The sequence below is a fragment of the Conexibacter woesei DSM 14684 genome (genome assembly GCF_000025265.1).
In the GTDB taxonomy this organism is placed as follows: domain Bacteria; phylum Actinomycetota; class Thermoleophilia; order Solirubrobacterales; family Solirubrobacteraceae; genus Conexibacter; species Conexibacter woesei.
The window spans coordinates 5,592,787-5,611,374 of record NC_013739.1 but is presented as its reverse complement, the minus strand read 5'-3'; the positions used below and the strand labels follow the sequence as shown (position 1 = coordinate 5,611,374).

The following is an 18,588-nucleotide window of genomic DNA, read 5'->3' as shown; positions in this document are numbered from 1 at the left end:
AGTCCGCCTCGCACCTCATGCAGCTGCTCGGCCTCTCCGAGGACGAGCTCTGCACGCTGCTGGCGGTCGATCCGCTGTCGCTGCTCTCCGGCCAGCTCGACCACCGTCCCGAGCTGCCGATCCTGCTCGACCTGCTCGCCGACGCCGAGGAGCGCGCGGGAGCGCCCGTGCTGCGCCGCTGGGTGCGGGCGAACGGCCCGGCGGGGCGGCCGCTCGACGCGCTCCTGCGGCGCGACTTCGGCGCCTTCGAGGACGCGCTCGGCGAGCTGGCCCAGCGCGGCTTCGTGCTGCGCAGCCCCGGCAGCGGCTGAACGCCGCGCGGCTGGGCCCGACGGCGCTCAGGCCTTGTCGGGAGCCTTCTCGCCCGGCCAGACGCCGAACAGGTGCTCGAACCCTCTCGCGCCGGCGCGATCGACCGCGGCCTTCGTGACCGAGAACGTGACGCCCTGCAGCGCGGCGGCCGTCAGCACTCTCGTCCAGCTGGCCAGCTCGGTCTTCGCCTCCGGCGGCTCCTCGTCGTCGATCCTGCTCCAGATCACGGTGAAGAGCCGGCGCGCGAGCAGGCCGGCGACGATGCCCGCCACTATGCCGAACGGCTTGTAAGCGATCTTCATAGCGGGAGCGTACCCGTCGACCGGGCGATTATCCTGTGGGGAAGAACTTCTCCACGGACGGTGGCGTCATGAGCGACGAACGGCCACGGCACGACGACGACGGCGCGGCGGACGAGCTGCTCCGCAGGGCCCTGCTCGATGCGTCAGACGCGGCCGCCGTCTCGCTCGCTATCGGCGATCTGCCCGTCAGCGAGGTCGTCACCGTCGTCTTCCACGGCCGCCGCGACCTCGGCACGATCCAGACGTACGTCGCGCGCGGACGCCACGGCGCCGGCACGACGATCTCGGCGCGCGAGCTGCTGCGCGTCCCGTGCGACCTCGACCTCGGCGACGCCGGCGATCGCGAGGAGGCGCAGGAGCTGTACCTGGAGCAGGCGATGGCGCTGCGCGAGGCGCTCGTCGGCGCCGACACGGTGCTCGACGTCTGGCGCGGCCCGCTCGGCGAGCTGGCCGGGGGAGACGTCGCGATCGAGCGGTCGCTGGAGCTGCGCGTCCCGCTGCCGGCCCACCGGCTGCTGCCGGTCGCGCTCGTCGCGCCGGAGCGCCAGCTCGTCGTCGCGCCGGTGTGCGGTGCGCGCGCGTTGTCGCAGGGCCGTCCGCCGCTCGGGATCGCCTGCGCGCAGCAGGACCTGGCGCGGATCTACCCGCTGCCGGACGACCCGGAGCGCTGCATCGGCGAGTTCCTCGAACTGGCGGCGGTCCACGCGCGCGAGCTGGCGGAGCAGCTGGCGCACCAGGAGGCGTCGGTCGCCCGCTTCCTCGAGCTCAGCGGCGAGGACCCGACGCTGCACTGAGCCGGGCCGGACGGACCGACTGGCGCGCCGGAGCGCACATCGGCGATGATGCGCCGCCGATGCGCCGTCCCGGGAGGATCCTCGTCGTCGTGGTCGCAGTCGTCGCGTTCCTGCTCGTGAGCGCGGCGCTCGCACGCGTGCTCAGCGCCAACGGCGCCGAGCGCTCGGCGATCACGACTGCGATCGAAGCGCAGGCGCACGGCGACGCCGCCGCGCTGATCGCCGCGATCGACGGCTGTGCGCAGGACGCCTCCTGCCGCGCCACCGCGACGGCGAACGCCGCGCGGCTGCGGTCGGCGGGCGACGTCGAGATCGTGCGGCTCGACCTCTCGACCAGCTTCTCGCTGGGTGGGACGACCGGGACCGCGCGCGTCGTGTGGACGACGCCGTCGCGGCTGACGGTCGTGCAGTGCGCGCGCGTGCGCCGCGGCGGCGACGTGGTGGGCGGCATCGAGGTCGCCGTGGTCGCGCTCAGCAGACCGATCGGCCGCGAGTCGAGCTGTCCCGGCACCTGACCGCAGTGTCAGAAAGCTGACAGCAAGGCGGGGGCGCCGCAACTGTCGGAGCCCTTCCGTACTCTCCACCAGCGTCGATGTGTCGTCGTAAGAAGCCGCTGCTCGCCTCCCTCCTCGCGCTTGCGCTTGCCGCGTCCGGCGGCGCCGTGCTCGCGCCCGCCGCGTTCGCGGAAGAGGATCCGACGGCGCCGCCGAGCACCGGCGGCGGCGGAGCGCCGACCAACCCCGTCGTCCCGCCGTCGAGCGAGGTCACCGTCCCCGGCGGCAGACCGCTCTACCTCGAAGGCGCGGACGACCGCAAGCTGATCGACGGCCCCTGGCTGTTCCGCGGCGACGACACCGACGTCGGCGTCGCGCAGCGCTTCTTCTCCCAGACCGGCCTCGACGGCTGGGGCGGCGCGACGGTCCCGAGCGTCTGGAACGTCGGCGGCACCTCGCGCGCGTCCTACGAGGGAACGGTCGGCTGGTACCGCAAGGACTTCCGCCTTCCGGCCAGCAGAACCGCCGCGACGGACAGCTGGATCGTGCGCTTCGAGGCGGTCAACCTGCGCGCGCAGATCTGGCTCAACGGACGCAGAATCGGCGAGCACATCGGCGGTTACACCCCGTTCGAGCTGACGCTTCCGAACGTCAACCGCAGAGGCGTCAACCGTCTCGTGGTGCGCGTCGACAACCGCCGCGCGCTGCCACCGGGCGTCGTCAGCCAGCCGATCGGGCCGACCGGCTGGTGGAACTACGGCGGTCTCCAGCGCGAGGTCTACCTGCGCCGCGTCGACCGCATCGACATCGCCGACGTGCACGTCGCGGCGGCGCTCCCGAACCCGCGCGGCGCCGCCACCGTCACAGCTCGCGCGACGCTCAGAAACGTCACGCGCGCCAATCAGCTCGTGACGCTGACGGGCAGCTACGGCAGAGACGCGCTCGACTTCGGCGAGCAGGTCGTGCCGGCCGGCCGCTCGGTCACCGTCACGAAGCGGCTGCTGATCAGACGGCCGAGACTGTGGTCGCCGGCGAAGCCCAACCTCTACCGCGTCCGGCTCGCCGCGAGCGCGATGTCGGCGAGAGAGAGAAGAGCGGCGCCGGTCGCGGGCTACACGCTCGACACGGGCATCCGCTCGCTCGTCGTCGGCAGAGGCGGCCAGCTCATGCTCAACGGGCAGACGGTGCGCTTCCGCGGCGTCGCGATCCACGAGGACACGATCGCGCGCGGGTCGGCGATGAACAACGACGACCGCGCCAAGCTGATGAACCTCGCGCGCGACTCCGGCTCGACGCTCGTGCGCTCGCACTACCCCCTGCACCCGCAGTTCCAGCAGCTCGCCGACCGCGCGGGGATCCTGCTCTGGTCCGAGATCCCGTCGACCTACCAGCTGTCCGAGGCTGACCTCGGCCGCCCGGTCTTCAGAACGCTCGCGCTGCAGGAGCTGAGAGAGGACCTGCTGGCGAACCGCAACCACCCGTCGGTCGCGGTCTGGTCGGTCGGCAACGAGATGGCGAGCGCGCCCGGCGGCAACCAGGCGTGGTACCTGCGGACGGCGTCCGCGCTGGTCAAGGAGCTCGACCCGTCGGGCCTCGTCGGGCTGGCCTTCGCGGGCCATCCGGAGACCGAGTGCCAGGACGCCTACGCCCCGCTCGACGTGCTCGGCATGAACGACTACTTCGGCTGGTACACCGGCGAGGGCGGCAACATCGCCGACCGCGACAACCTCGACGCCTTCCTCGACCAGCTGCGCAAGTGCTATCCGACGAAGGCGATCGCGGTCACCGAGTACGGCGCCGAGGCGAACCGCTCCGGCCCGGCCGAGGAGAAGGGCACGTACGAGTTCCAGACCGAGTTCGTGCAGCACCACCTCGCCGTCTACGCCACGAAGCCATGGCTGAGCGGCAGCGTCTACTGGGCGCTGCAGGAGTTCCGCATCCGCAACGCGTGGGGCGGCGGCAACCCGTGGCCGACGCCGCCGATCCACCAGAAGGGTCTCGTCGGGCTCGACTACGCCAAGAAGCCGGCGTACGACGCGCTGCGCACGAGCTACCGCGCGTCCCGGCAGTACCTCCCGCGCACCGGCGGGAAGGCTCCGGCGAGACGCTAGAAGGCCGGCGGCGCTTCCGGCGCCGCTTTCCGGCGCCGCTAGGAGGTCTCGCGCTCGCGCTGCGGCGCGGGTGCCGGCGTGTGCGCCGGACGCCGATCGCGCAGCGGTGTCAGGTCGGCGAGCCGTCCCGGGCCGCGCAGGCGCACGCGCGCCGGCATCGCGTCGGGCAGCGGCAGCCCGCCCGAGGAGGGGTCGCGCGGCGGCTCGGGTGCGACGCGATCGCTGCCGCCTCCACCGTCGTCGTCCTGTGGCGGAATCCACAGCTTCGGCTGTTCCTCGCGCACCAGCGGGAGCAGCAGCAGCGCGGCGAATCCGATGCCGAACAGGTGCAGCGTCCCGAAGATGACGACCAGGAGCGTGTCTTCGCCCATCAGCGGAGGGTAGCGCCGAAGGGGGTCAGGCGGTGGAATTCGTCCCGATGCTCTACCCTTGATCGCCGCTCATGGCTGCTGAAGAGACCACACTCACCGTCGCCCCCCGCGAGATCGAGGGCTCCCGCGCAACCCGCCGCCTCCGTCGCAGCGGGCTCGTGCCGGGCATCGTCTACGGCGGGGACGCCGACCCGCTCCCGTTCCAGGTCGACGCCCGCGAGCTGCGGAACGCGTTGGCCCACGGCGGCGCCGTCATCCAGCTCACGCTCGATGGCGCACAGACGCCGGTCGTCCTCAAGGACCACCACCGGCACCCGGTCAACGGGAACATGCTCCACGTCGACCTGCTGCGCGTCGACCTGACGCAGAGAATTCACGCGACCGTCGTGGTCGAGGTGATCAACGCGGACGACGCCCCCGGCATCAAGGGCGGCGGCGTGCTCGAGCAGGTGACGCGCGAGATCAACATAGAGGCGCTGCCGAACGAGATCCCGGACACGATCGAGCTCGACGTGTCCAGCGTCGAGGTCGGCGACACCGTCTATCTCTCGGCGCTCACGCCACCGTCCGGCGTCGCACTGCTGGACGACCTCGAGGAGACCGTCCTCGTCAGCGTCCTCGCGCCGAAGCTCTCGGTCGAGTCCGAGGACGAGATCGAGACGGAGACCGCGGTCGTCGGCGAGAAGGCCGACGAGGCCGCTGCCTCCGAGGGCGACTCCGCCGAGTAGCGCGCGATGCGCCTGGGGCGTTCCGCCGCGGGCGCGTCGCCGGCCGATTGGCTGGTCGTCGGGCTGGGAAATCCCGGCTCGCAGTACGCGGCGACGCGGCATAACATCGGCTTCGAGGTCGCGAACGTGCTCGCCGCGCGCTGGCAGCTGCCGCGCGCGAAGAGAAAGTTCGGTGCGCTCGTGACCGACGGACGCACACCCGGTCCCACCCACCCGCGCCCGCGCGTCGCCGTCCTGCTGCCGCAGACGTACATGAACGAGTCGGGCCGCGCTGTCGGCCCGGCGCGCGGCGCCTACAGAGTCCCGCTGGAGCGAGTGCTCGTGCTGCACGACGAGATCGACCTCCCGTTCGGCGACATCCGCGCCCGCATCGGGGGCGGGCTCGCCGGTCACAACGGGCTCAAGTCGCTCAAGCGCGAGCTCGGCAGCCCCGACTTCGCGCGCGTCCGGATCGGCGTCGACCGGCCGCCGACGACAGATCCCGAGCGGGTCGCCGGGTACGTGCTCGGCCGCTTCAGCGAGCCGCGTGCCGACGTGGAGGACCTGATCGCGCGCGCGGCCGACATCGCCGAGCGGATCGTCCTCGGCGAGATCGAGCCGGAGGCGCGGCGCGCTTAAGAACCGATGAGGCCGACGCCCTAGACTAGATCGAGGCGCCCGGCCGCTCTGTTGCGGTCGCGTGCGCTGCCCTCTTCGATGCTCGCTCCGCTCCTCGCATACGCTGCTGACGACCCTGCCACGACGACGCTCGCGCGCGACGGCGGCCGGGCGTTCGTGTCGCAGTCGCTGCGTCCGTTCGTCGTCGCGGCGCTGGCGCAGCAGGATCCGGCGCGCCCGCTGCTCGTCGTAGCCGGCGACGACCGCCAGGCGCGCGACCTTGCCGCAGACATGCGCACCTGGCTGCAGCCGCGGCCGGTCCGCTTCTACCCCTCGCGCGGCGTCGCCTACGAGTCGCACCTCGCGCCGCCCGCGCATCTCGTCGGCCTGCGCGTCGCGGCGCTCGACGCGCTGATCGGCGAGCGCGGCGCGGCCGCCCCGGTCGTCGTCGTCTCCGCCGTCGCGTTGTCCGAGAAGGTCCCGAACCCGGCGCTGCGCCCGCACGGCTTCACGCTCAGAGTCGGCGAGCTGATGGACCTCGACGAGTCGGCCGAGGACCTCGTCGCGGCAGGCTACGAGCGCGTCGACCAGGTCGAGGACCGCGGCCAGTTCGCGATCCGCGGCGGGCTGCTCGACCTCTACCCGGCGACCGAGGACCGCGCCGTGCGCGTCGACCTGTTCGGGGACGAGATCGAGTCGCTGCGGTGGTTCTCGACGTTCACGCAGCGCTCGCTCGGCGACGCGGAGGAGGTCGAGGTGTCGCCCGCCGCCGAGCTGGCCCCCGAGCACCGCGAGCTGGCCGAGATCGCCGCGCTGGAGGACGCCGACAACCGGCCCGACATCGCGGAGCTGCTGCCCGTCGGCGACTTCCACGCGATGCTCGACCTCGTCCCCGACGCGGCTGTGATGATCGCCGCCGAGGAGGAGATCGCGCCGGCGCTCAGGGACCACTGGCAGGACGTCTGCACCGCCTTCCACGACACCGACGCGCACGACCTCTACGTCGCGCCGGAGGCTGTCCAGGCGGCGCTCGGCGAGCGCGCGAGAATCCACCTCTCCTCGATCGACGGCGGGCAGCCGCTCGCGTTCCGCGGGCAGGCGGCGGACGTCGCCGCGCGCGGCGTGAAGGAGGCCGAGCCGGAGTTGGAGAAGCTGGTGCGCTCCGGCTACCGCACCGTCGTCGCGTTCGGCCGCAGAGGCGAGGGCGACCGCGCGGCCTACAACCTCGGCCGCATGAAGGTCCGCTGGGTCGACGGCGACGCGCCGCGCGGCGCCGACCTCGCGTTCGTCGAGGCGCGCCTGCGCGACGGCTTCATCGCGCCCGGCTTCAGACTCGCGGTGATCCCCGAGCACCGGCTGTTCCACCGCCGCCCGGCGCGGACGGCGGGGACCGGCACCGGCCGTCGCCGCGGCGCGCTGCGCTCGTTCACGGACCTGCGCACCGGCGACATCGTCGTCCACGAGGACCACGGCCTCGCGCGCTTCGCCGGCTTCGACACGAAGACGGTCGCCGGCGTCACGCGCGACTACCTGAACCTGGAGTACGCCGGCAGCGACAAGGTCTTCATGCCGGTCGACCAGTTCGCCAAGATCTCGCGCTACGTCGGCGCCGGCGGCGACCACCCGCCGCTCTCCAAGCTCGGCGGCAGACGCTGGGACACGCTCAAGGCGCGCGCCCGCAGAGCGGCGCAGGAGATGGCCGGCGAGCTGCTCAACCTCTACGCCGAGCGCAAGCGCCGCGCCGGTCACGCGTTCCCGCCCGACAGCGACTGGATGCGCGAGTTCGAGGACGCCTGGCCGTACCGCGAGACGCCCGACCAGCGCGAGGCTATCGAGCAGGTCAAGACCGACATGGAGACCGCGCGCCCGATGGACCGCCTGATCTGCGGCGACGTCGGCTACGGCAAGACAGAGGTCGCGCTGCGGGCCGCCTTCAAGGCCGCCAACGACGGCAGACAGGTGATGGTGCTCGTCCCGACGACGATCCTCGCCCAGCAGCACTACGGCACCTTCGCCGAGCGGCTGAAGGACTACCCCTTCACGATCGAGCACGTCTCTCGCTTCCGGCCGGCGGCGGAGCAGAGAGCGGCGATCAGAGCGTTCACGGAGGGCTCCGTCGACATACTGATCGGCACCCACCGCCTGCTCTCGCGTGACGTCCGCCCGAGGGACCTCGGGCTGCTGATCGTCGACGAGGAGCAGCGCTTCGGCGTCAAGCAGAAGGAGCTGCTGCGCCAGCTGAAGCTGAAGGTCGACGTGATCGCGATGTCGGCGACGCCGATCCCGCGCACGCTGCAGATGTCGATCGCCGGCATCCGCGACATCTCCGTGATCGAGACGCCGCCAGAGGGCCGCCGGCCGGTCAAGACCTACGTCGGCGAGTACGACGAGCAGCTGGTCAAGTCGGCGATCGAGCGCGAGCGCTCGCGCGGCGGACAGGCGTTCTTCCTCCACAACCGCGTCGAGACGATCGACGAGACGGCCGAGCGGCTGCGGGCGCTGTGCCCGGAGGCGCGCTTCGAGGTCGCCCACGGCCAGCTCGACGAGAAGACGCTGGAGGAGCGGATGCTGCGCTTCCTGCGCGGCGAGGCCGACGTGCTCGTCGCGACCTCGATCATCGAGTCCGGCATCGACATCCCGCAGGCGAACACGCTGATGGTCGAGCGCGCGGACCTCTTCGGCCTCTCCCAGCTCTACCAGATCCGCGGGCGCGTCGGTCGCAGCCGCGAGCGCGCCTACGCGTATCTGCTGTACCCGTCCGCCTCGGCGCTGACCGCCGACGCCGCGCAGCGGCTCTCGGCGCTGTCGGACTACACCGAGCTCGGCGCCGGCTTCAAGGTCGCGATGCGCGACCTCGAGATCCGCGGCGCGGGCAACCTGCTCGGCGACGAGCAGTCGGGCCACGTCGCCGCGCTCGGCTTCGAGCTGTACATGCAGATGCTCGACGAGGCCGTCCAGGAGATGGGCGGCGAGGACGGCACCGAGGAGCTGGCCGAGCCGGTTCGGCTCGACGTCAACGTCGACGCGTACGTGCCGGTCGACTACATCCCGTACGAGCAGGCGAAGATCGACGTCCACCGCCGCATCGCCGGCGCGCGCGAGGTCTCCGAGCTGCATGAGCTGCGCTCCGAGCTGGCCGATCGATTCGGCGAGCCGCCCGAGCCGCTGCGCAACCTGCTGCTGCTGCAGCAGGCGCGCATCAAGCTCGGCGAGGCTGGGGCGCGCGCGGTGAGCTTCCGAGGCGGTAGGCTCGCCGTGACGCCGATCGAGCTCGACTCGCGCCGTGCCAAGCGGATGCGCGAGGAGATCCCGGAGGCGTTGTACGAGTCGGGCAAGTCGCAGCTGTCCGTGCGGGTGCCCGACGATCCGGCCGCCCGCTTCCCGGCGGTGGTCCGGGCGGCCGACGTGCTGCTGGCCGTGACCCGCGAAGCGGCGTGACGGCGTGCTTTCGGACCATTCGCTAAAGCCCACCTAATAATCGGTTGAACTGACGCACCGAGCAAGGAGACTCCTGTACAGTGCTCTCGTCCGTGACCAAGACACTTCGCATCGTCCTGGCGCTCTGCGCCTTTTTTGTGCTCTCCTTCACCGTCGCTGCATGCGGCGGGGACGACGAGAGCGGCAACGACGTTCCGAGCAACGCTGTTGCGTCGGTTGATGGAACGCCCATCACGAAGGCGGACTACGAGCGTTGGGCTCTGATCAACGCGAAGAGCCCCGGCGCGCAAGGATCGCCGGTGATAATCCCGGATCCGCCGAACTACGAGAGATGCATCGCCGCTCTCGAGAGACAGTCGAGAGACGCGAGAGCGAGAACGACGCCGTCCGACAGTCAGCTGAGAGCGCAGTGCAGACAGGTCGAGACGCAGATCATGCAGCAGTCGATGGCGCTCCTGATCCAGGCCGACTGGATCGAGAAGGAGGCCGACGAGCTCGGCGTCAGCGTCAGTGACGCCGACGTCCAGAGAACGCTCGAAGAGACGAAGAGACAGTCGTTCCCGAGAAGAGGCGACTACGAGAGCTTCCTCAGAAGATCGGGCATGACGGAGAGAGACATCCTCTTCCGCCTGCGCATCCAGGACCTCTCGACGAGAATCACCGAGAAGATCCAGAGAGAGGCCGGCGACGTCACCTCCGCTCAGATCACGGCGTACTACAACAGAAACAGAGATCAGTTCGCCGTACCGGAGCGCCGCGACCTCGAGATCATCCTCACCAGAACCGAGGCGCAGGCGAACGAGGCCAAGAGAGCGATCGAGAGCGGCACCTCGTGGGCCGCGGCGGCGAGAAGATACTCGACCGACGCGCTCTCCAAGGGCAACGGCGGCAGACTGCTCGGCGTCGCGAGAGGCCAGCAGGACAGAGCGCTCGACACCGCCGCGTTCAATGCCAGAACCGACGTCATCGTCGGCCCGGTCAGAGGTCAGTTCGGCTGGTACATCGTCCGCGTCACGAGAGTGACCCCGGCGAAGCAGAACTCGCTCGCCGAATCGAGAGAGCAGATCAGAGAGCTGCTGAGACAGCAGGGCTCGTCGAGAAAGCTCAACGACTTCGCCAGAGAGTTCCAGGAGCGCTGGACGAAGCTGACGAACTGCCGCAGAGGCTACGTCATCGAGATCTGCAGCAACGCTCCCAGAGCGAGAACCACGTCGACGGCGGGCGGTACCGTCGCGACGACGCCGCAAAGATAGTGCTGCGCGTGCTTCGCATTGCGAGTTCCACGGCGGCGCACAGAACTGCGCGTCGTTAGCGGGAACTCGCGGTGCGCGCCGCAGGGTCACCTCGGCACGCGGACGCGGCGGACTTCGGCTGAGTAGTCTGCCGCGTCAGTGACCACGAGCCGCTCAGAGATCCAGGAGGCGCTGCTGCGCCTCGACGAGCTCACCCGTCGCCTGCGGCGAGAGTGTCCGTGGGACCGCGAGCAGGACGAGCGCACGATCGTCCCGCACACGCTCGAGGAGGCGTACGAGCTCGCCGATGCGGCCAACCGCCGCGACGACGTCAAACTGCTCGACGAGCTCGGCGACGTCCTCTTCCAGGTCCACTTCCTCGCGCTCCTGTTGGAGGAGCGCGGCGCCGGCGATCTCGCCGCGGTCGCCGAGAACACGCGCCAGAAGCTGATCCGCCGCCACCCGCACATCTTCGGTGCGGTGGAGGTCGAGAACGCGGGCGAGGTCCTGCGCAACTGGGACAAGATCAAGCAGGGCGAGGCCGGCCGCGAGCAGGGGATCTTCGCCGAGGTCCCCGAGAACCTGCCCTCGCTGCTGCATGCGCGCAAGGTGCAGCGCCGCGCCGCCTCCAGCGGCTTCGACTTCCCCGGCGTCGAAGGGCCGCTGCAGTCGGTCCGCGACGAGCTGGACGAGCTGATCGAAGTCGCCGAGGCCGACGGCGACGCCGCCCGCGACGCGCGCTTCCACGAGCTCGGCGACGTGCTGTTCGCGGCCGTCAACGTCGCGCGCAAGCTGAAGGTCGATCCCGAGCTTGCGCTGCGCGCCGCGAGCGAGCGCTTCCGCGGCCGCGTCGAGACCGGCGCGGCGCTCGCCGCGCGCGACGAGCGCGCATGGGACGAGCTGACGCCTGACCAGCAGCTCGCGTACTACGCGCGGGCGCGCATGAACGAACCCGAACGAGACCATCTAGGAGACCGAGACGCATGAGCCAGATCGAGCACGTCCACGCGCGCCAGATTCTCGACAGCCGCGGCAACCCCACCGTCGAGGTGGAGCTGAGCCTGCGCTCGGGCGCGTGGGGCCGGGCTGCGGTTCCGTCCGGTGCCTCGACCGGCGAGTACGAGGCGACCGAGCTGCGCGACGGCGGCGACAAGTGGGCGGGCAAGGGTGTCGCGAAGGCAGTCGCGAACGTCAACGGCGAGATCGCCACCGCCGTGCGCGGCAAGGACGCGACCAACCAGGCGGGCATCGACCGCCTGCTGATCGATCTCGACGGCACGCCGAGCAAGTCGCGTCTCGGCGCCAACGCGACGCTCGCGGTCTCGCTCGCGGCCGCCCACGCCGCGGCGGCCGAGGAGCGGCAGCCGCTCTGGCGCTACCTCGGCGGCGACGCCGCGCACATCCTGCCGGTGCCGATGATGAACGTCCTCAACGGCGGCGCGCACGCCGACAACAAGATCGACTTCCAGGAGTTCATGATCGTCCCGTGGGGGGCGTCGTCGTTCTCCGAGGCGCTGCGCTGGGGCGTCGAGATCTACCACCAGCTGAAGAAGAACCTGCACGACCGCCGCCTCAGCACCGCCGTCGGCGACGAGGGCGGCTTCGCACCCGACCTCGGCTCCAACGAGGAGGCGCTGCAGGTGCTCGTGCGCGGCATCGAGGCCGCCGGCTACACCCCCGGCGAGCAGGTCGCGATCGCGCTCGACCCCGCGACGAGCGAGATCTACGAGAACGGCCGCTACGTGCTCGAGCACGAGAACCGCAGCCTCACCGCCGAGGAGATGGCGTCCTACTGGGCCGAGATGGCGGGGCGCTACCCGATCGTCTCGATCGAGGACGGCATGGACGAGGGCGACTGGGGCGGCTGGTCGACGCTCACCGATCGGCTCGGCTCCAAGCTCCAGCTCGTCGGCGACGACCTCTTCGTCACGAACGTGCAGCGTTTGAAGCGCGGCATCGACGCCGGCGTCGGCAACTCGATCCTGATCAAGGTCAACCAGATCGGCACGCTGACCGAGACGCTCGACGCGATCAAGCTCGCGCGCGAGAACGGCTACACGGCCGTCATGTCGCACCGCTCCGGCGAGACCGAGGACGTCACGATCGCCGACCTCGCGGTCGCGACCGGCTGCGGCCAGATCAAGACCGGAGCGCCCGCCCGCTCGGACCGCGTCGCGAAGTACAACCAGCTGCTGCGGATCGAGGAGGCGCTCGGCAACGACGCCGTCTTCCCCGGTCGCGCGGCCTTCAAGGGCCAGTAGCACGCCTGTGACGGCGCCCCGCCGGGGCGCCGTCTTGCAGCCGACACGTGCGGGAGGAGATCGCGGGCGGCGCGCGAAGCTGTCGGAATGCCGCCAGCCTCACCGCCGCGCCGTCCCGCCCGCAGATCGCAACGCCCACCCGCCGCGACCGCGTTCGGCGCGGCGGCGATGCGCGTCCGCTGGGATCGCGTCGGCCGTGTCGCGCTGCTGCTCCTGCTGCTCGCGGTCGTCGCGCTCTACGTCCAGCCGGCGCGTTCGTACGTCGCGACGTGGCGTGACTCCAACAAGCAGCAGCAGCAGCTCGACGAGCTGGAACGCGAGCACGACGCGCTGACGGCGCGCTCGAAGGAGCTGAGAGACCCGCGCACGATCGAGACCGAGGCGCGTCGCCTCGGCATGGTGCGGCCCGGCGAGCGGCCGTACGTCGTGAGCGGGCTGCCGGACGACTGACGCGCGCGGTCGCAGCTAATCTGAGGCGGGTGGAGACGGACACCGCGCTTCAGCTGTGGGACGAGGGACAGCGGCGCCTGCGCGACGCCGATCCGGTCGACCGCACGCAGCTGGAACGCGTGACGGACGCCGTCGTCGACGAGCTGCGTCGCCGCCTCGGCGGGGCGTTCACGACCGACGAGCTGGCAGCGCTCTACAGTCGCGGCAGCGACTGGGTGCTCGACGTCGCGATCGCGACCGCGCCTCACCATCCGAACGCGTGGGACGCACAGACCGTCGGCGGGGCGGCTTTCTCGCGCTACGTGCGCGAGGCGGTCGACTGGTCGGGCGGGCGCCGCCGCACGCGCGAGGAGCTGGAGCGGCAGTCCGAGCCGCTCGACAGACCGATGCGCGGCTGAGCGAGCGCGCGGCTGAGCGAACGCCCGGCTGAGCGAGCGCGAAGCTGCGCAGAGCGCGCGGCTCGGTGAGCGCGCGGCTCGGTGAGCGCGCGGCTCGGTCAGCGTGCGGCTGGGATCGGGTGCGAGTGGGTTGCGGGGTCCCCCAGGAACCCCGCTCGCCATTTACTCGTCGTCGTCTTCGCCGACGCGCCGGATCACGATCTGGTCTTCCTCGATCGTGATCTCGATCGGACGGTGACCCGCCCAGTGCTCGGCGTAGACGGGGTCGTCCTGGACGGCGGGGTCGAGCCACAGTCCGTAGCCCTCCTCGCCGTGGTCGAACGTACCCTCGAGCGGGCCGGCGTGCGCCTTGCGGCGCCCGCGCCCGCCGCGGCGACCACGGCGACGCGACGGCTTGTCGCCGTCTTCGTCGTCATCGGTCTCCGCCTGCTTCTTCCGGGCCTTGGCCCTGGCGGCCTCTTCCTTGGCCTTGGCTTCGGCGGCTTCCGCCTCGGCCTTGGCCTTGGCGGCCTGCGCTGCTTCGAGTTCAGCGGCGATCAGCGCGTCGTCCTCCGCACGGAGATCGATCTCGTCGTCGAAGTCGGCACCGGTTTCGGTGTCGACGTCGTCGGCGACGAGCTCGTTCTCGCGCTTGAAGGAGGCGATCTGCTGCGTCGTGACCTCGAGCTGGTGCGCGATCCAAGCGTCAGTGCGTCCTTGGCGGACCCACTGGCGGATCTGATTGAGCTGGGGACGAAGTGAGCGTCGTGCCATCGCGCGCGGACACTAGCGGAAAGTGCGATGACGGCGACCCGCCGAGCTGCAGGAGGAAAGCGGAAGGAAATGCCAAGACCGCTGCATCTGCTCGTTATGCTTGCTTTTTGAGCGACCGGCCGTCTGATGACTTGCCCTCCCCGGTCGTGTTCCGGCCACCAGGCAGCAGGGAGGCAGAGAGCGCAATGTTGGTCCTTACGCGCAAGTCCAACCAGAGCATCATGATCGGCGACGACATAGAGGTCTCCGTGCTCGCCGTGATGGGGGAGAAGGTTCGCATCGGGATCCAGGCGCCGCGCGACATCCCGGTGTTCCGCAAAGAGGTCTACCTCGAGATCCAGCAGGAGAACCTGGCTGCTGGCGAAGGCGCGAGGGAGGAAGTCGACGCCGCGCTGCGCAAGCTCGGCGGTGGCGACGGAGAGTCGTGAGAGGAACCGGCCGGCTGCCGGTTCCGCCTCAGCCCATGACCATGTAGAGCGTCTCGAACATCGCGATCGTCACGACGACGGCCGTCGCGATGAGCGCGAGCACGAGCAGCGCGAAGCGGATCGACCCACGCTTGTGGATCTTCTCGAGTTGGCGCTTCCGCGTCCGCTGCTGCGCGGTCGTCGCGAGACGTTCGCGACGGGAGCGGTCGAGCGCGGATTCCTCGTAGAAGGCCTGCTCGAACTGCGCAAGGCTTTGACGCATTCTCATGAAGTGCGAAAGCCTAGCACCGTTATGACACTCAGCAGGCGCCCCACAGCCCGCGGCCGGCGGCCCTCGCGCCCGACTGCAAGCGCGCCAGCTCTCCCGCATGGGCGGTGTTGGGCGCGATCGGGAGCGTGCGCGCGGCGCCCTCCTGCACGAGCCGCGCGTTGACGGACAACCTGTCGTCCGCGCGGTACACGTACGCGAGCAGCCGTCCGTAGCGGTCGCGCAGCTCGCGGTCGAACCGCAGCGTCACGTCGGCGCCCGCGGCGACGAGCCGCTTGTTGAGCGCGCTTGCGGCCGGTCCGTAGCACTCGACCGGCGCGTCGGGCTTGACCGTCTCCGGCGTGTCGACGCCGATGTAGCGCACGCGCTCCTCGCGACCGTCGACCTCGACGGCGATCGTGTCGCCGTCGACGACCCGCTCGACGCGCGCCGCGGCGCTGCCGCCCGGCGCGAGCGCCTCGTCGTCGCCGCCGAGCCAGCCGGGCAGCTCGACGCCGCCGAGCACGAGGCCGGCGACGAGCAGCAGCGCGATCCAGGGAATGGCGCGGGGCCAGGTCACGCGGGCGAGGCTAGAGCAGCCGCGCGCCCATGTGGAGCGGGCGCGCGTGCGCCGATGCAGAGTCGGGCGTTTGACGGCCGACTCCGCGGGAAGGGCGGGTGCTAGTGGACTTCCTGCTGCTCGTAGACCGTGATGAAGCGGAGGTAGTTGTCCGCGATCTGCGCCGTCGCGCCCGCGCGCGAGACGCTTCCGTCGAGGAAGCCTCTCAGCGCGTCCCACCAGATCGAGCGGCCGATCGCGAAGCCGACGAAGCCCTCGACCGGCGCCGCCTCGCGCAGCCAGTGGTCGACCTTGGCGTCGCTGGCGCCGCGCCCGAGCAGGACGCAGACGACGCCCTCGCGGCCCGCTCCCTTGCGCGTCTGCTCCGCGAGCAGCTGCGCGTCGCCGCGGGCGTCGACGCCCTCGATCTTCCAGACGTCGACCTCGATCCCGTACGCCTGCGCCTCCTCGATCGCGCGCCGCATCAGCTCCGGCCGCAGCTCGGCGTCGTAGCGGTCGGCGTCGCCGCCGACGGAGGCGAGCTGCGCGTCGGTGGCGGGCACGAGCAGCTCGTAGAGGAACTTGCGGCCGTTCGCGTGCAGCCAGTCCGCGAGGCGCTTGAGGCGCTCGTTCTGACGCTCGTTGAGCGCGGGGTCGTCGTCCGGGTTGTAGCGGACGAGGACCTTCGCGAAATCGGGGTCGAACGACTCGATGTGGGCGCCGAAGTCGTCGCCGTACTGGAAGTCGAACTCGTTCTGCCCGCTCTTCTCGACCGGCATCGCGAGCTTGAGGCCCTTCGCCTTCGCCTCCGCCGGGATCCCGCCGCCGAACTGCTCGTCGACGAGGACCCCGACGGCGCTGTTCTCGACGCCACGGTCGGCGGCGAGCGCCATGCCCTCGTAGATCAGCTGCTTGGAGTCGGCGATCGTCGCGGTCTGCTCCGGCGTCGGGTCGCCGTCGATCCCGAACATCTTCTTCTGGAAGGAGCCGCGGTGGTCGAAGGCGAGGATGTACAGCCTGCCGTCGTAGCCGAGAGCCATGAATCCGTCCTCTGCGTCGGGGGAGGGACTGTTCCTTGTGACAATCGAGTCTAGACCCCGAAGCCCACTGGAGCAGGGCCGTTCCGGATACGCTTGCGCCCCCGTGGAGGCGCATTTCGACGGCCCGAACTACACGATCGGCATCGAAGAGGAGCTGATGATCCTCGACGCCGAGTCGCTGGAGCTGGCGAACGCGATCGAGGGCATGCTCGAGGACTCGACCTCAGACCAGGTCAAGCCCGAGCTGATGGAGTCGGTGCTGGAGATCGCGACCTCGCCGCAGCCGGACGCCGCGGCGGCCGGCGAGGAGCTGCGAGACCTGCGCCGGCAGGTGCGCGAGACGGCCGCCAGCCGCGGCCTCGCGATCGGCTCCGCCGGCACACATCCGTTCGCGATGTGGGAGGAGCAGCGGATCGTCGGCCGCACGCGCTACCGCGACCTCGTCTCCGACCTCAAGTTCGTCGCGCGCCAGGAGATCATCTTCGGCCAGCACGTCCATGTCGGGCTCGACGACGCCGACAAGGCGATCCACGTCGCGAACGGCATGCGCATCCACCTGCCGGTGCTGCTCGCACTGTCGGCCAACTCGCCCTTCTGGCGCGCCGACGCGACCGGCCTCGCGTCGACCCGCACGCCGATCTTCCGCGCCTTCCCGCGCGTCGGCATCCCGCCGACGTACGACGACTGGGACGACTACGCGGCGAAGATCGGCTTCATGGTGGAGAGCAGGGTGATCGAGGACTACACCTATCTCTGGTACGACGTGCGCCCGCACCCCAACCTCGGCACGGTCGAGATTCGCGTGATGGACTCGCAGACGCGGGTCGAGCACACGCTCGCGTTCGCGGCGCTGATCCAGGCGATGGTGAAGGAGCTGGCCGAGCACTTCGAGGCCGGCAAGCGGCTGTCGAAGTACCCGCACCAGATGATCGACGAGAACAAGTGGCTGGCCGCGCGGCACGGACTCGACGGCGAGCTGGTCGACCTGCCGAGCACCGAGCGCGTGCGCACGCGCGAGCTGGCGCACCGGCTGCTCGACCGTCTGCGCGACCACGCCCAGGACCTCGGCTCGGCGGCCGAGCTGGAGGGGATCGAGGACCTGCTGGAACGCGGCAACGGGGCGGCGCGGCAGCGCGTCGTCTACGAGGCCAACCACGACCTGCGCGAGGTCGTCGCCGAGATCGTCGCGGCCACCGCGGTGTGAAGTTCGGCCCCCCGTGCGTTCGGGCGCCCCGAATCCGCCGCTGAGGACTAGACTGGGTGCGTGAGCAGCGGCGGCCCTGACCTGTTCGTCATCTGCAAGAGCTGCGGGTCGGAAGTCAGCCCGTACATCACCGAGTGCCCGTACTGCGGAAACCGGTTGCGCAAGCGCGCGCCGAAGCTCGACAGAGAAGGGCGCCCGAAGGAGAAGCCGCGCAAGCCGAAGCGCTCGCCGGCGCCGTCGCTCGGTCCGCTGCGCCGCGGGGAGATCCCCGGCATCCGGATCGACTCGCGCCCGTACGCGACGATCGCGATCGTCGTCGCCAGCCTCGTGCTGCTCGTCCTGACCAGAGCGGCCGTCGTGCCGCTCTCCGACGTGATGCTGTTCGCCGGCGCGAACAGCCTCGCCCCCGATCCGTGGTGGCACGTGCTGACGGCGCCGTTCGCCTACGACAACAGCGGCTATGCGTTCGTGGCGCTGTTCTCGATCGCGATCTTCGGCTGGCTGCTGGAGCGGCGCCACGGGCCGCTCGTCGTCGTGCTGCTGGCCCTGCTCGGCGGCGCCGGCGGCATGGCCGTCGCCGCGGCGGTGGAGACGGTGCCGTTCGCGCTCGGCGGCAACGGCATCGCGCTCGCGTTCGTCGCCGCCTGGGCGGTCCCGGACGTGCTCGACCTGCGCAAGGGACGCGAGATCGACGGCGATCTGCTCGGCGCCGCGACGTTCGCGGTCGTCCTGCTGCTGCTGCCCGTCGCGCTCGAGACCGCTGACGCGCTCGCCGGCGCGACCGGCCTGCTGGCTGGGCTGCTCGTCGGCCTTCCGCTCGCGCGCATCGCCCGCCGCTGAGAGCGGCGCGGGGCGCTGCGGCGCCGCGA

The 18,588-nt window shown here is 70.9% G+C and carries 21 protein-coding genes; 15 read left to right on the top strand and 6 right to left on the bottom strand.

Annotation, left to right across the window (positions count from 1 at the left end):
* Positions 1 to 17 precede the first annotated feature (17 nt).
* Entirely contained in the window at positions 18 to 311 is a 294-nt protein-coding gene (locus CWOE_RS26340) for a hypothetical protein (RefSeq protein WP_012936706.1), read from the top strand.
* Between the two features lie 27 nt (positions 312 to 338).
* Here CWOE_RS26340 and CWOE_RS26335 read toward each other — a convergent pair whose 3' ends face one another.
* Positions 339 to 614, bottom strand: coding sequence for a DUF4235 domain-containing protein (locus tag CWOE_RS26335; protein ID WP_012936705.1), 276 nt, complete (start codon positions 612 to 614; stop codon positions 339 to 341).
* A 68-nt stretch (positions 615 to 682) separates the two neighbouring features.
* Here CWOE_RS26335 and CWOE_RS26330 point away from each other — a divergent pair, with 68 nt between their 5' ends.
* The 3 genes from CWOE_RS26330 to CWOE_RS26320 all read left to right on the top strand — a co-directional run bounded on the left by CWOE_RS26330 (position 683) and on the right by CWOE_RS26320 (position 4,013).
* Positions 683 to 1,408 carry a hypothetical protein gene (locus tag CWOE_RS26330; RefSeq protein ID WP_012936704.1) on the top strand — a complete coding sequence of 242 codons (726 nt, stop codon included), beginning with the start codon at positions 683 to 685 and terminating at the stop codon, positions 1,406 to 1,408.
* Between the two features lie 59 nt (positions 1,409 to 1,467).
* On the top strand, positions 1,468 to 1,923 hold the full coding sequence (locus tag CWOE_RS26325; RefSeq protein ID WP_012936703.1) for a hypothetical protein: 456 nt from the start codon (positions 1,468 to 1,470) through the stop codon (positions 1,921 to 1,923).
* 77 nt (positions 1,924 to 2,000) lie between these two features.
* The gene (locus tag CWOE_RS26320) at positions 2,001 to 4,013 is read left to right on the top strand and encodes a glycoside hydrolase family 2 protein (RefSeq protein ID WP_012936702.1); all 2,013 of its coding nucleotides are present in this window, start codon (positions 2,001 to 2,003) and stop codon (positions 4,011 to 4,013) included.
* 38 nt (positions 4,014 to 4,051) lie between these two features.
* Here the strand turns inward: CWOE_RS26320 and CWOE_RS26315 are convergent, their stop codons facing one another.
* Positions 4,052 to 4,384 (bottom strand): hypothetical protein, encoded by a 333-nt coding sequence (locus CWOE_RS26315; protein WP_012936701.1) that lies wholly within the window; start codon positions 4,382 to 4,384, stop codon positions 4,052 to 4,054.
* A gap of 71 nt (positions 4,385 to 4,455) precedes the next feature.
* Here CWOE_RS26315 and CWOE_RS26310 point away from each other — a divergent pair, with 71 nt between their 5' ends.
* The 8 genes from CWOE_RS26310 to CWOE_RS31525 all read left to right on the top strand — a co-directional run bounded on the left by CWOE_RS26310 (position 4,456) and on the right by CWOE_RS31525 (position 13,488).
* Positions 4,456 to 5,112 carry a 50S ribosomal protein L25 gene (locus tag CWOE_RS26310; RefSeq protein WP_012936700.1) on the top strand — a complete coding sequence of 219 codons (657 nt, stop codon included), beginning with the start codon at positions 4,456 to 4,458 and terminating at the stop codon, positions 5,110 to 5,112.
* 6 nt (positions 5,113 to 5,118) lie between these two features.
* The gene (gene pth, locus CWOE_RS26305; RefSeq protein WP_012936699.1) at positions 5,119 to 5,730 is read left to right on the top strand and encodes an aminoacyl-tRNA hydrolase; all 612 of its coding nucleotides are present in this window, start codon (positions 5,119 to 5,121) and stop codon (positions 5,728 to 5,730) included.
* Positions 5,731 to 5,808: 78 nt separating this feature from the next.
* On the top strand, positions 5,809 to 9,147 hold the full coding sequence (gene mfd / locus CWOE_RS26300; RefSeq protein WP_012936698.1) for a transcription-repair coupling factor: 3,339 nt from the start codon (positions 5,809 to 5,811) through the stop codon (positions 9,145 to 9,147).
* Positions 9,148 to 9,446: 299 nt separating this feature from the next.
* Positions 9,447 to 10,400 carry a peptidyl-prolyl cis-trans isomerase gene (locus CWOE_RS26295; RefSeq protein ID WP_236262164.1) on the top strand — a complete coding sequence of 318 codons (954 nt, stop codon included), beginning with the start codon at positions 9,447 to 9,449 and terminating at the stop codon, positions 10,398 to 10,400.
* A 138-nt stretch (positions 10,401 to 10,538) separates the two neighbouring features.
* Positions 10,539 to 11,366: a nucleoside triphosphate pyrophosphohydrolase gene (gene mazG, locus CWOE_RS26290; RefSeq protein WP_012936696.1), complete on the top strand. Its 828-nt coding sequence runs from the start codon at positions 10,539 to 10,541 to the stop codon at positions 11,364 to 11,366.
* Positions 11,363 to 12,640, top strand: coding sequence for a phosphopyruvate hydratase (gene eno, locus CWOE_RS26285; RefSeq protein ID WP_012936695.1), 1,278 nt, complete (start codon positions 11,363 to 11,365; stop codon positions 12,638 to 12,640). The genes mazG and eno overlap by 4 nt, the downstream gene beginning before the upstream one ends.
* Before the next feature lie 87 nt (positions 12,641 to 12,727).
* Entirely contained in the window at positions 12,728 to 13,090 is a 363-nt protein-coding gene (locus CWOE_RS26280) for an FtsB family cell division protein (protein WP_081425518.1), read from the top strand.
* A 29-nt stretch (positions 13,091 to 13,119) separates the two neighbouring features.
* Positions 13,120 to 13,488 (top strand): hypothetical protein, encoded by a 369-nt coding sequence (locus CWOE_RS31525; RefSeq protein ID WP_012936693.1) that lies wholly within the window; start codon positions 13,120 to 13,122, stop codon positions 13,486 to 13,488.
* A gap of 162 nt (positions 13,489 to 13,650) precedes the next feature.
* On the opposite strand, the gene CWOE_RS26275 is transcribed toward CWOE_RS31525, so the two are convergent.
* Positions 13,651 to 14,241, bottom strand: a complete 591-nt coding sequence (locus CWOE_RS26275) for a hypothetical protein (protein ID WP_012936692.1) — start codon at positions 14,239 to 14,241, stop codon at positions 13,651 to 13,653.
* A 185-nt stretch (positions 14,242 to 14,426) separates the two neighbouring features.
* Between CWOE_RS26275 and csrA the strand changes: the two genes are divergently transcribed.
* The gene (gene csrA / locus CWOE_RS26270; protein WP_012936691.1) at positions 14,427 to 14,669 is read left to right on the top strand and encodes a carbon storage regulator CsrA; all 243 of its coding nucleotides are present in this window, start codon (positions 14,427 to 14,429) and stop codon (positions 14,667 to 14,669) included.
* A 28-nt stretch (positions 14,670 to 14,697) separates the two neighbouring features.
* On the opposite strand, the gene CWOE_RS26265 is transcribed toward csrA, so the two are convergent.
* The 3 genes from CWOE_RS26265 to CWOE_RS26255 form a co-directional block, all read right to left on the bottom strand.
* Positions 14,698 to 14,937, bottom strand: coding sequence for a hypothetical protein (locus CWOE_RS26265; RefSeq protein WP_012936690.1), 240 nt, complete (start codon positions 14,935 to 14,937; stop codon positions 14,698 to 14,700).
* A gap of 31 nt (positions 14,938 to 14,968) precedes the next feature.
* The gene (locus CWOE_RS26260) at positions 14,969 to 15,496 is read right to left on the bottom strand and encodes a thermonuclease family protein (RefSeq protein ID WP_012936689.1); all 528 of its coding nucleotides are present in this window, start codon (positions 15,494 to 15,496) and stop codon (positions 14,969 to 14,971) included.
* Between the two features lie 101 nt (positions 15,497 to 15,597).
* A complete protein-coding gene (locus tag CWOE_RS26255; RefSeq protein ID WP_012936688.1) occupies positions 15,598 to 16,515 on the bottom strand; it encodes a 2-deoxy-5-keto-D-gluconate 6-phosphate aldolase domain-containing protein in 918 nt (305 codons plus the stop codon).
* A gap of 103 nt (positions 16,516 to 16,618) precedes the next feature.
* On the opposite strand from CWOE_RS26255, the gene CWOE_RS26250 reads away from it, so the two are divergent.
* A complete protein-coding gene (locus CWOE_RS26250) occupies positions 16,619 to 17,719 on the top strand; it encodes a carboxylate-amine ligase (RefSeq protein ID WP_012936687.1) in 1,101 nt (366 codons plus the stop codon).
* 60 nt (positions 17,720 to 17,779) lie between these two features.
* Positions 17,780 to 18,559 (top strand): rhomboid family intramembrane serine protease, encoded by a 780-nt coding sequence (locus tag CWOE_RS26245; protein WP_012936686.1) that lies wholly within the window; start codon positions 17,780 to 17,782, stop codon positions 18,557 to 18,559.
* The last annotated feature ends 29 nt before the right edge of the window (positions 18,560 to 18,588 follow it).

Bases quoted from the DNA above. Each gene is read 5' to 3' on its own strand.
- CWOE_RS26340 (WP_012936706.1), top strand. From the start codon at position 18: ATGCAGCTGCTCGGCCTCTCCGAGGACGAGCTCTGCACGCTGCTGGCG.
- CWOE_RS26335 (WP_012936705.1), bottom strand. From the start codon at position 614: ATGAAGATCGCTTACAAGCCGTTCGGCATAGTGGCGGGCATCGTCGCC.
- CWOE_RS26330 (WP_012936704.1), top strand. From the start codon at position 683: ATGAGCGACGAACGGCCACGGCACGACGACGACGGCGCGGCGGACGAG.
- CWOE_RS26325 (WP_012936703.1), top strand. From the start codon at position 1,468: ATGCGCCGTCCCGGGAGGATCCTCGTCGTCGTGGTCGCAGTCGTCGCG.
- CWOE_RS26320 (WP_012936702.1), top strand. From the start codon at position 2,001: ATGTGTCGTCGTAAGAAGCCGCTGCTCGCCTCCCTCCTCGCGCTTGCG.
- CWOE_RS26315 (WP_012936701.1), bottom strand. From the start codon at position 4,384: ATGGGCGAAGACACGCTCCTGGTCGTCATCTTCGGGACGCTGCACCTG.
- CWOE_RS26310 (WP_012936700.1), top strand. From the start codon at position 4,456: ATGGCTGCTGAAGAGACCACACTCACCGTCGCCCCCCGCGAGATCGAG.
- pth (WP_012936699.1), top strand. From the start codon at position 5,119: ATGCGCCTGGGGCGTTCCGCCGCGGGCGCGTCGCCGGCCGATTGGCTG.
- mfd (WP_012936698.1), top strand. From the start codon at position 5,809: ATGCTCGCTCCGCTCCTCGCATACGCTGCTGACGACCCTGCCACGACG.
- eno (WP_012936695.1), top strand. From the start codon at position 11,363: ATGAGCCAGATCGAGCACGTCCACGCGCGCCAGATTCTCGACAGCCGC.
- CWOE_RS26280 (WP_081425518.1), top strand. From the start codon at position 12,728: ATGCCGCCAGCCTCACCGCCGCGCCGTCCCGCCCGCAGATCGCAACGC.
- CWOE_RS26275 (WP_012936692.1), bottom strand. From the start codon at position 14,241: ATGGCACGACGCTCACTTCGTCCCCAGCTCAATCAGATCCGCCAGTGG.
- csrA (WP_012936691.1), top strand. From the start codon at position 14,427: ATGTTGGTCCTTACGCGCAAGTCCAACCAGAGCATCATGATCGGCGAC.
- CWOE_RS26265 (WP_012936690.1), bottom strand. From the start codon at position 14,937: ATGAGAATGCGTCAAAGCCTTGCGCAGTTCGAGCAGGCCTTCTACGAG.
- CWOE_RS26255 (WP_012936688.1), bottom strand. From the start codon at position 16,515: ATGGCTCTCGGCTACGACGGCAGGCTGTACATCCTCGCCTTCGACCAC.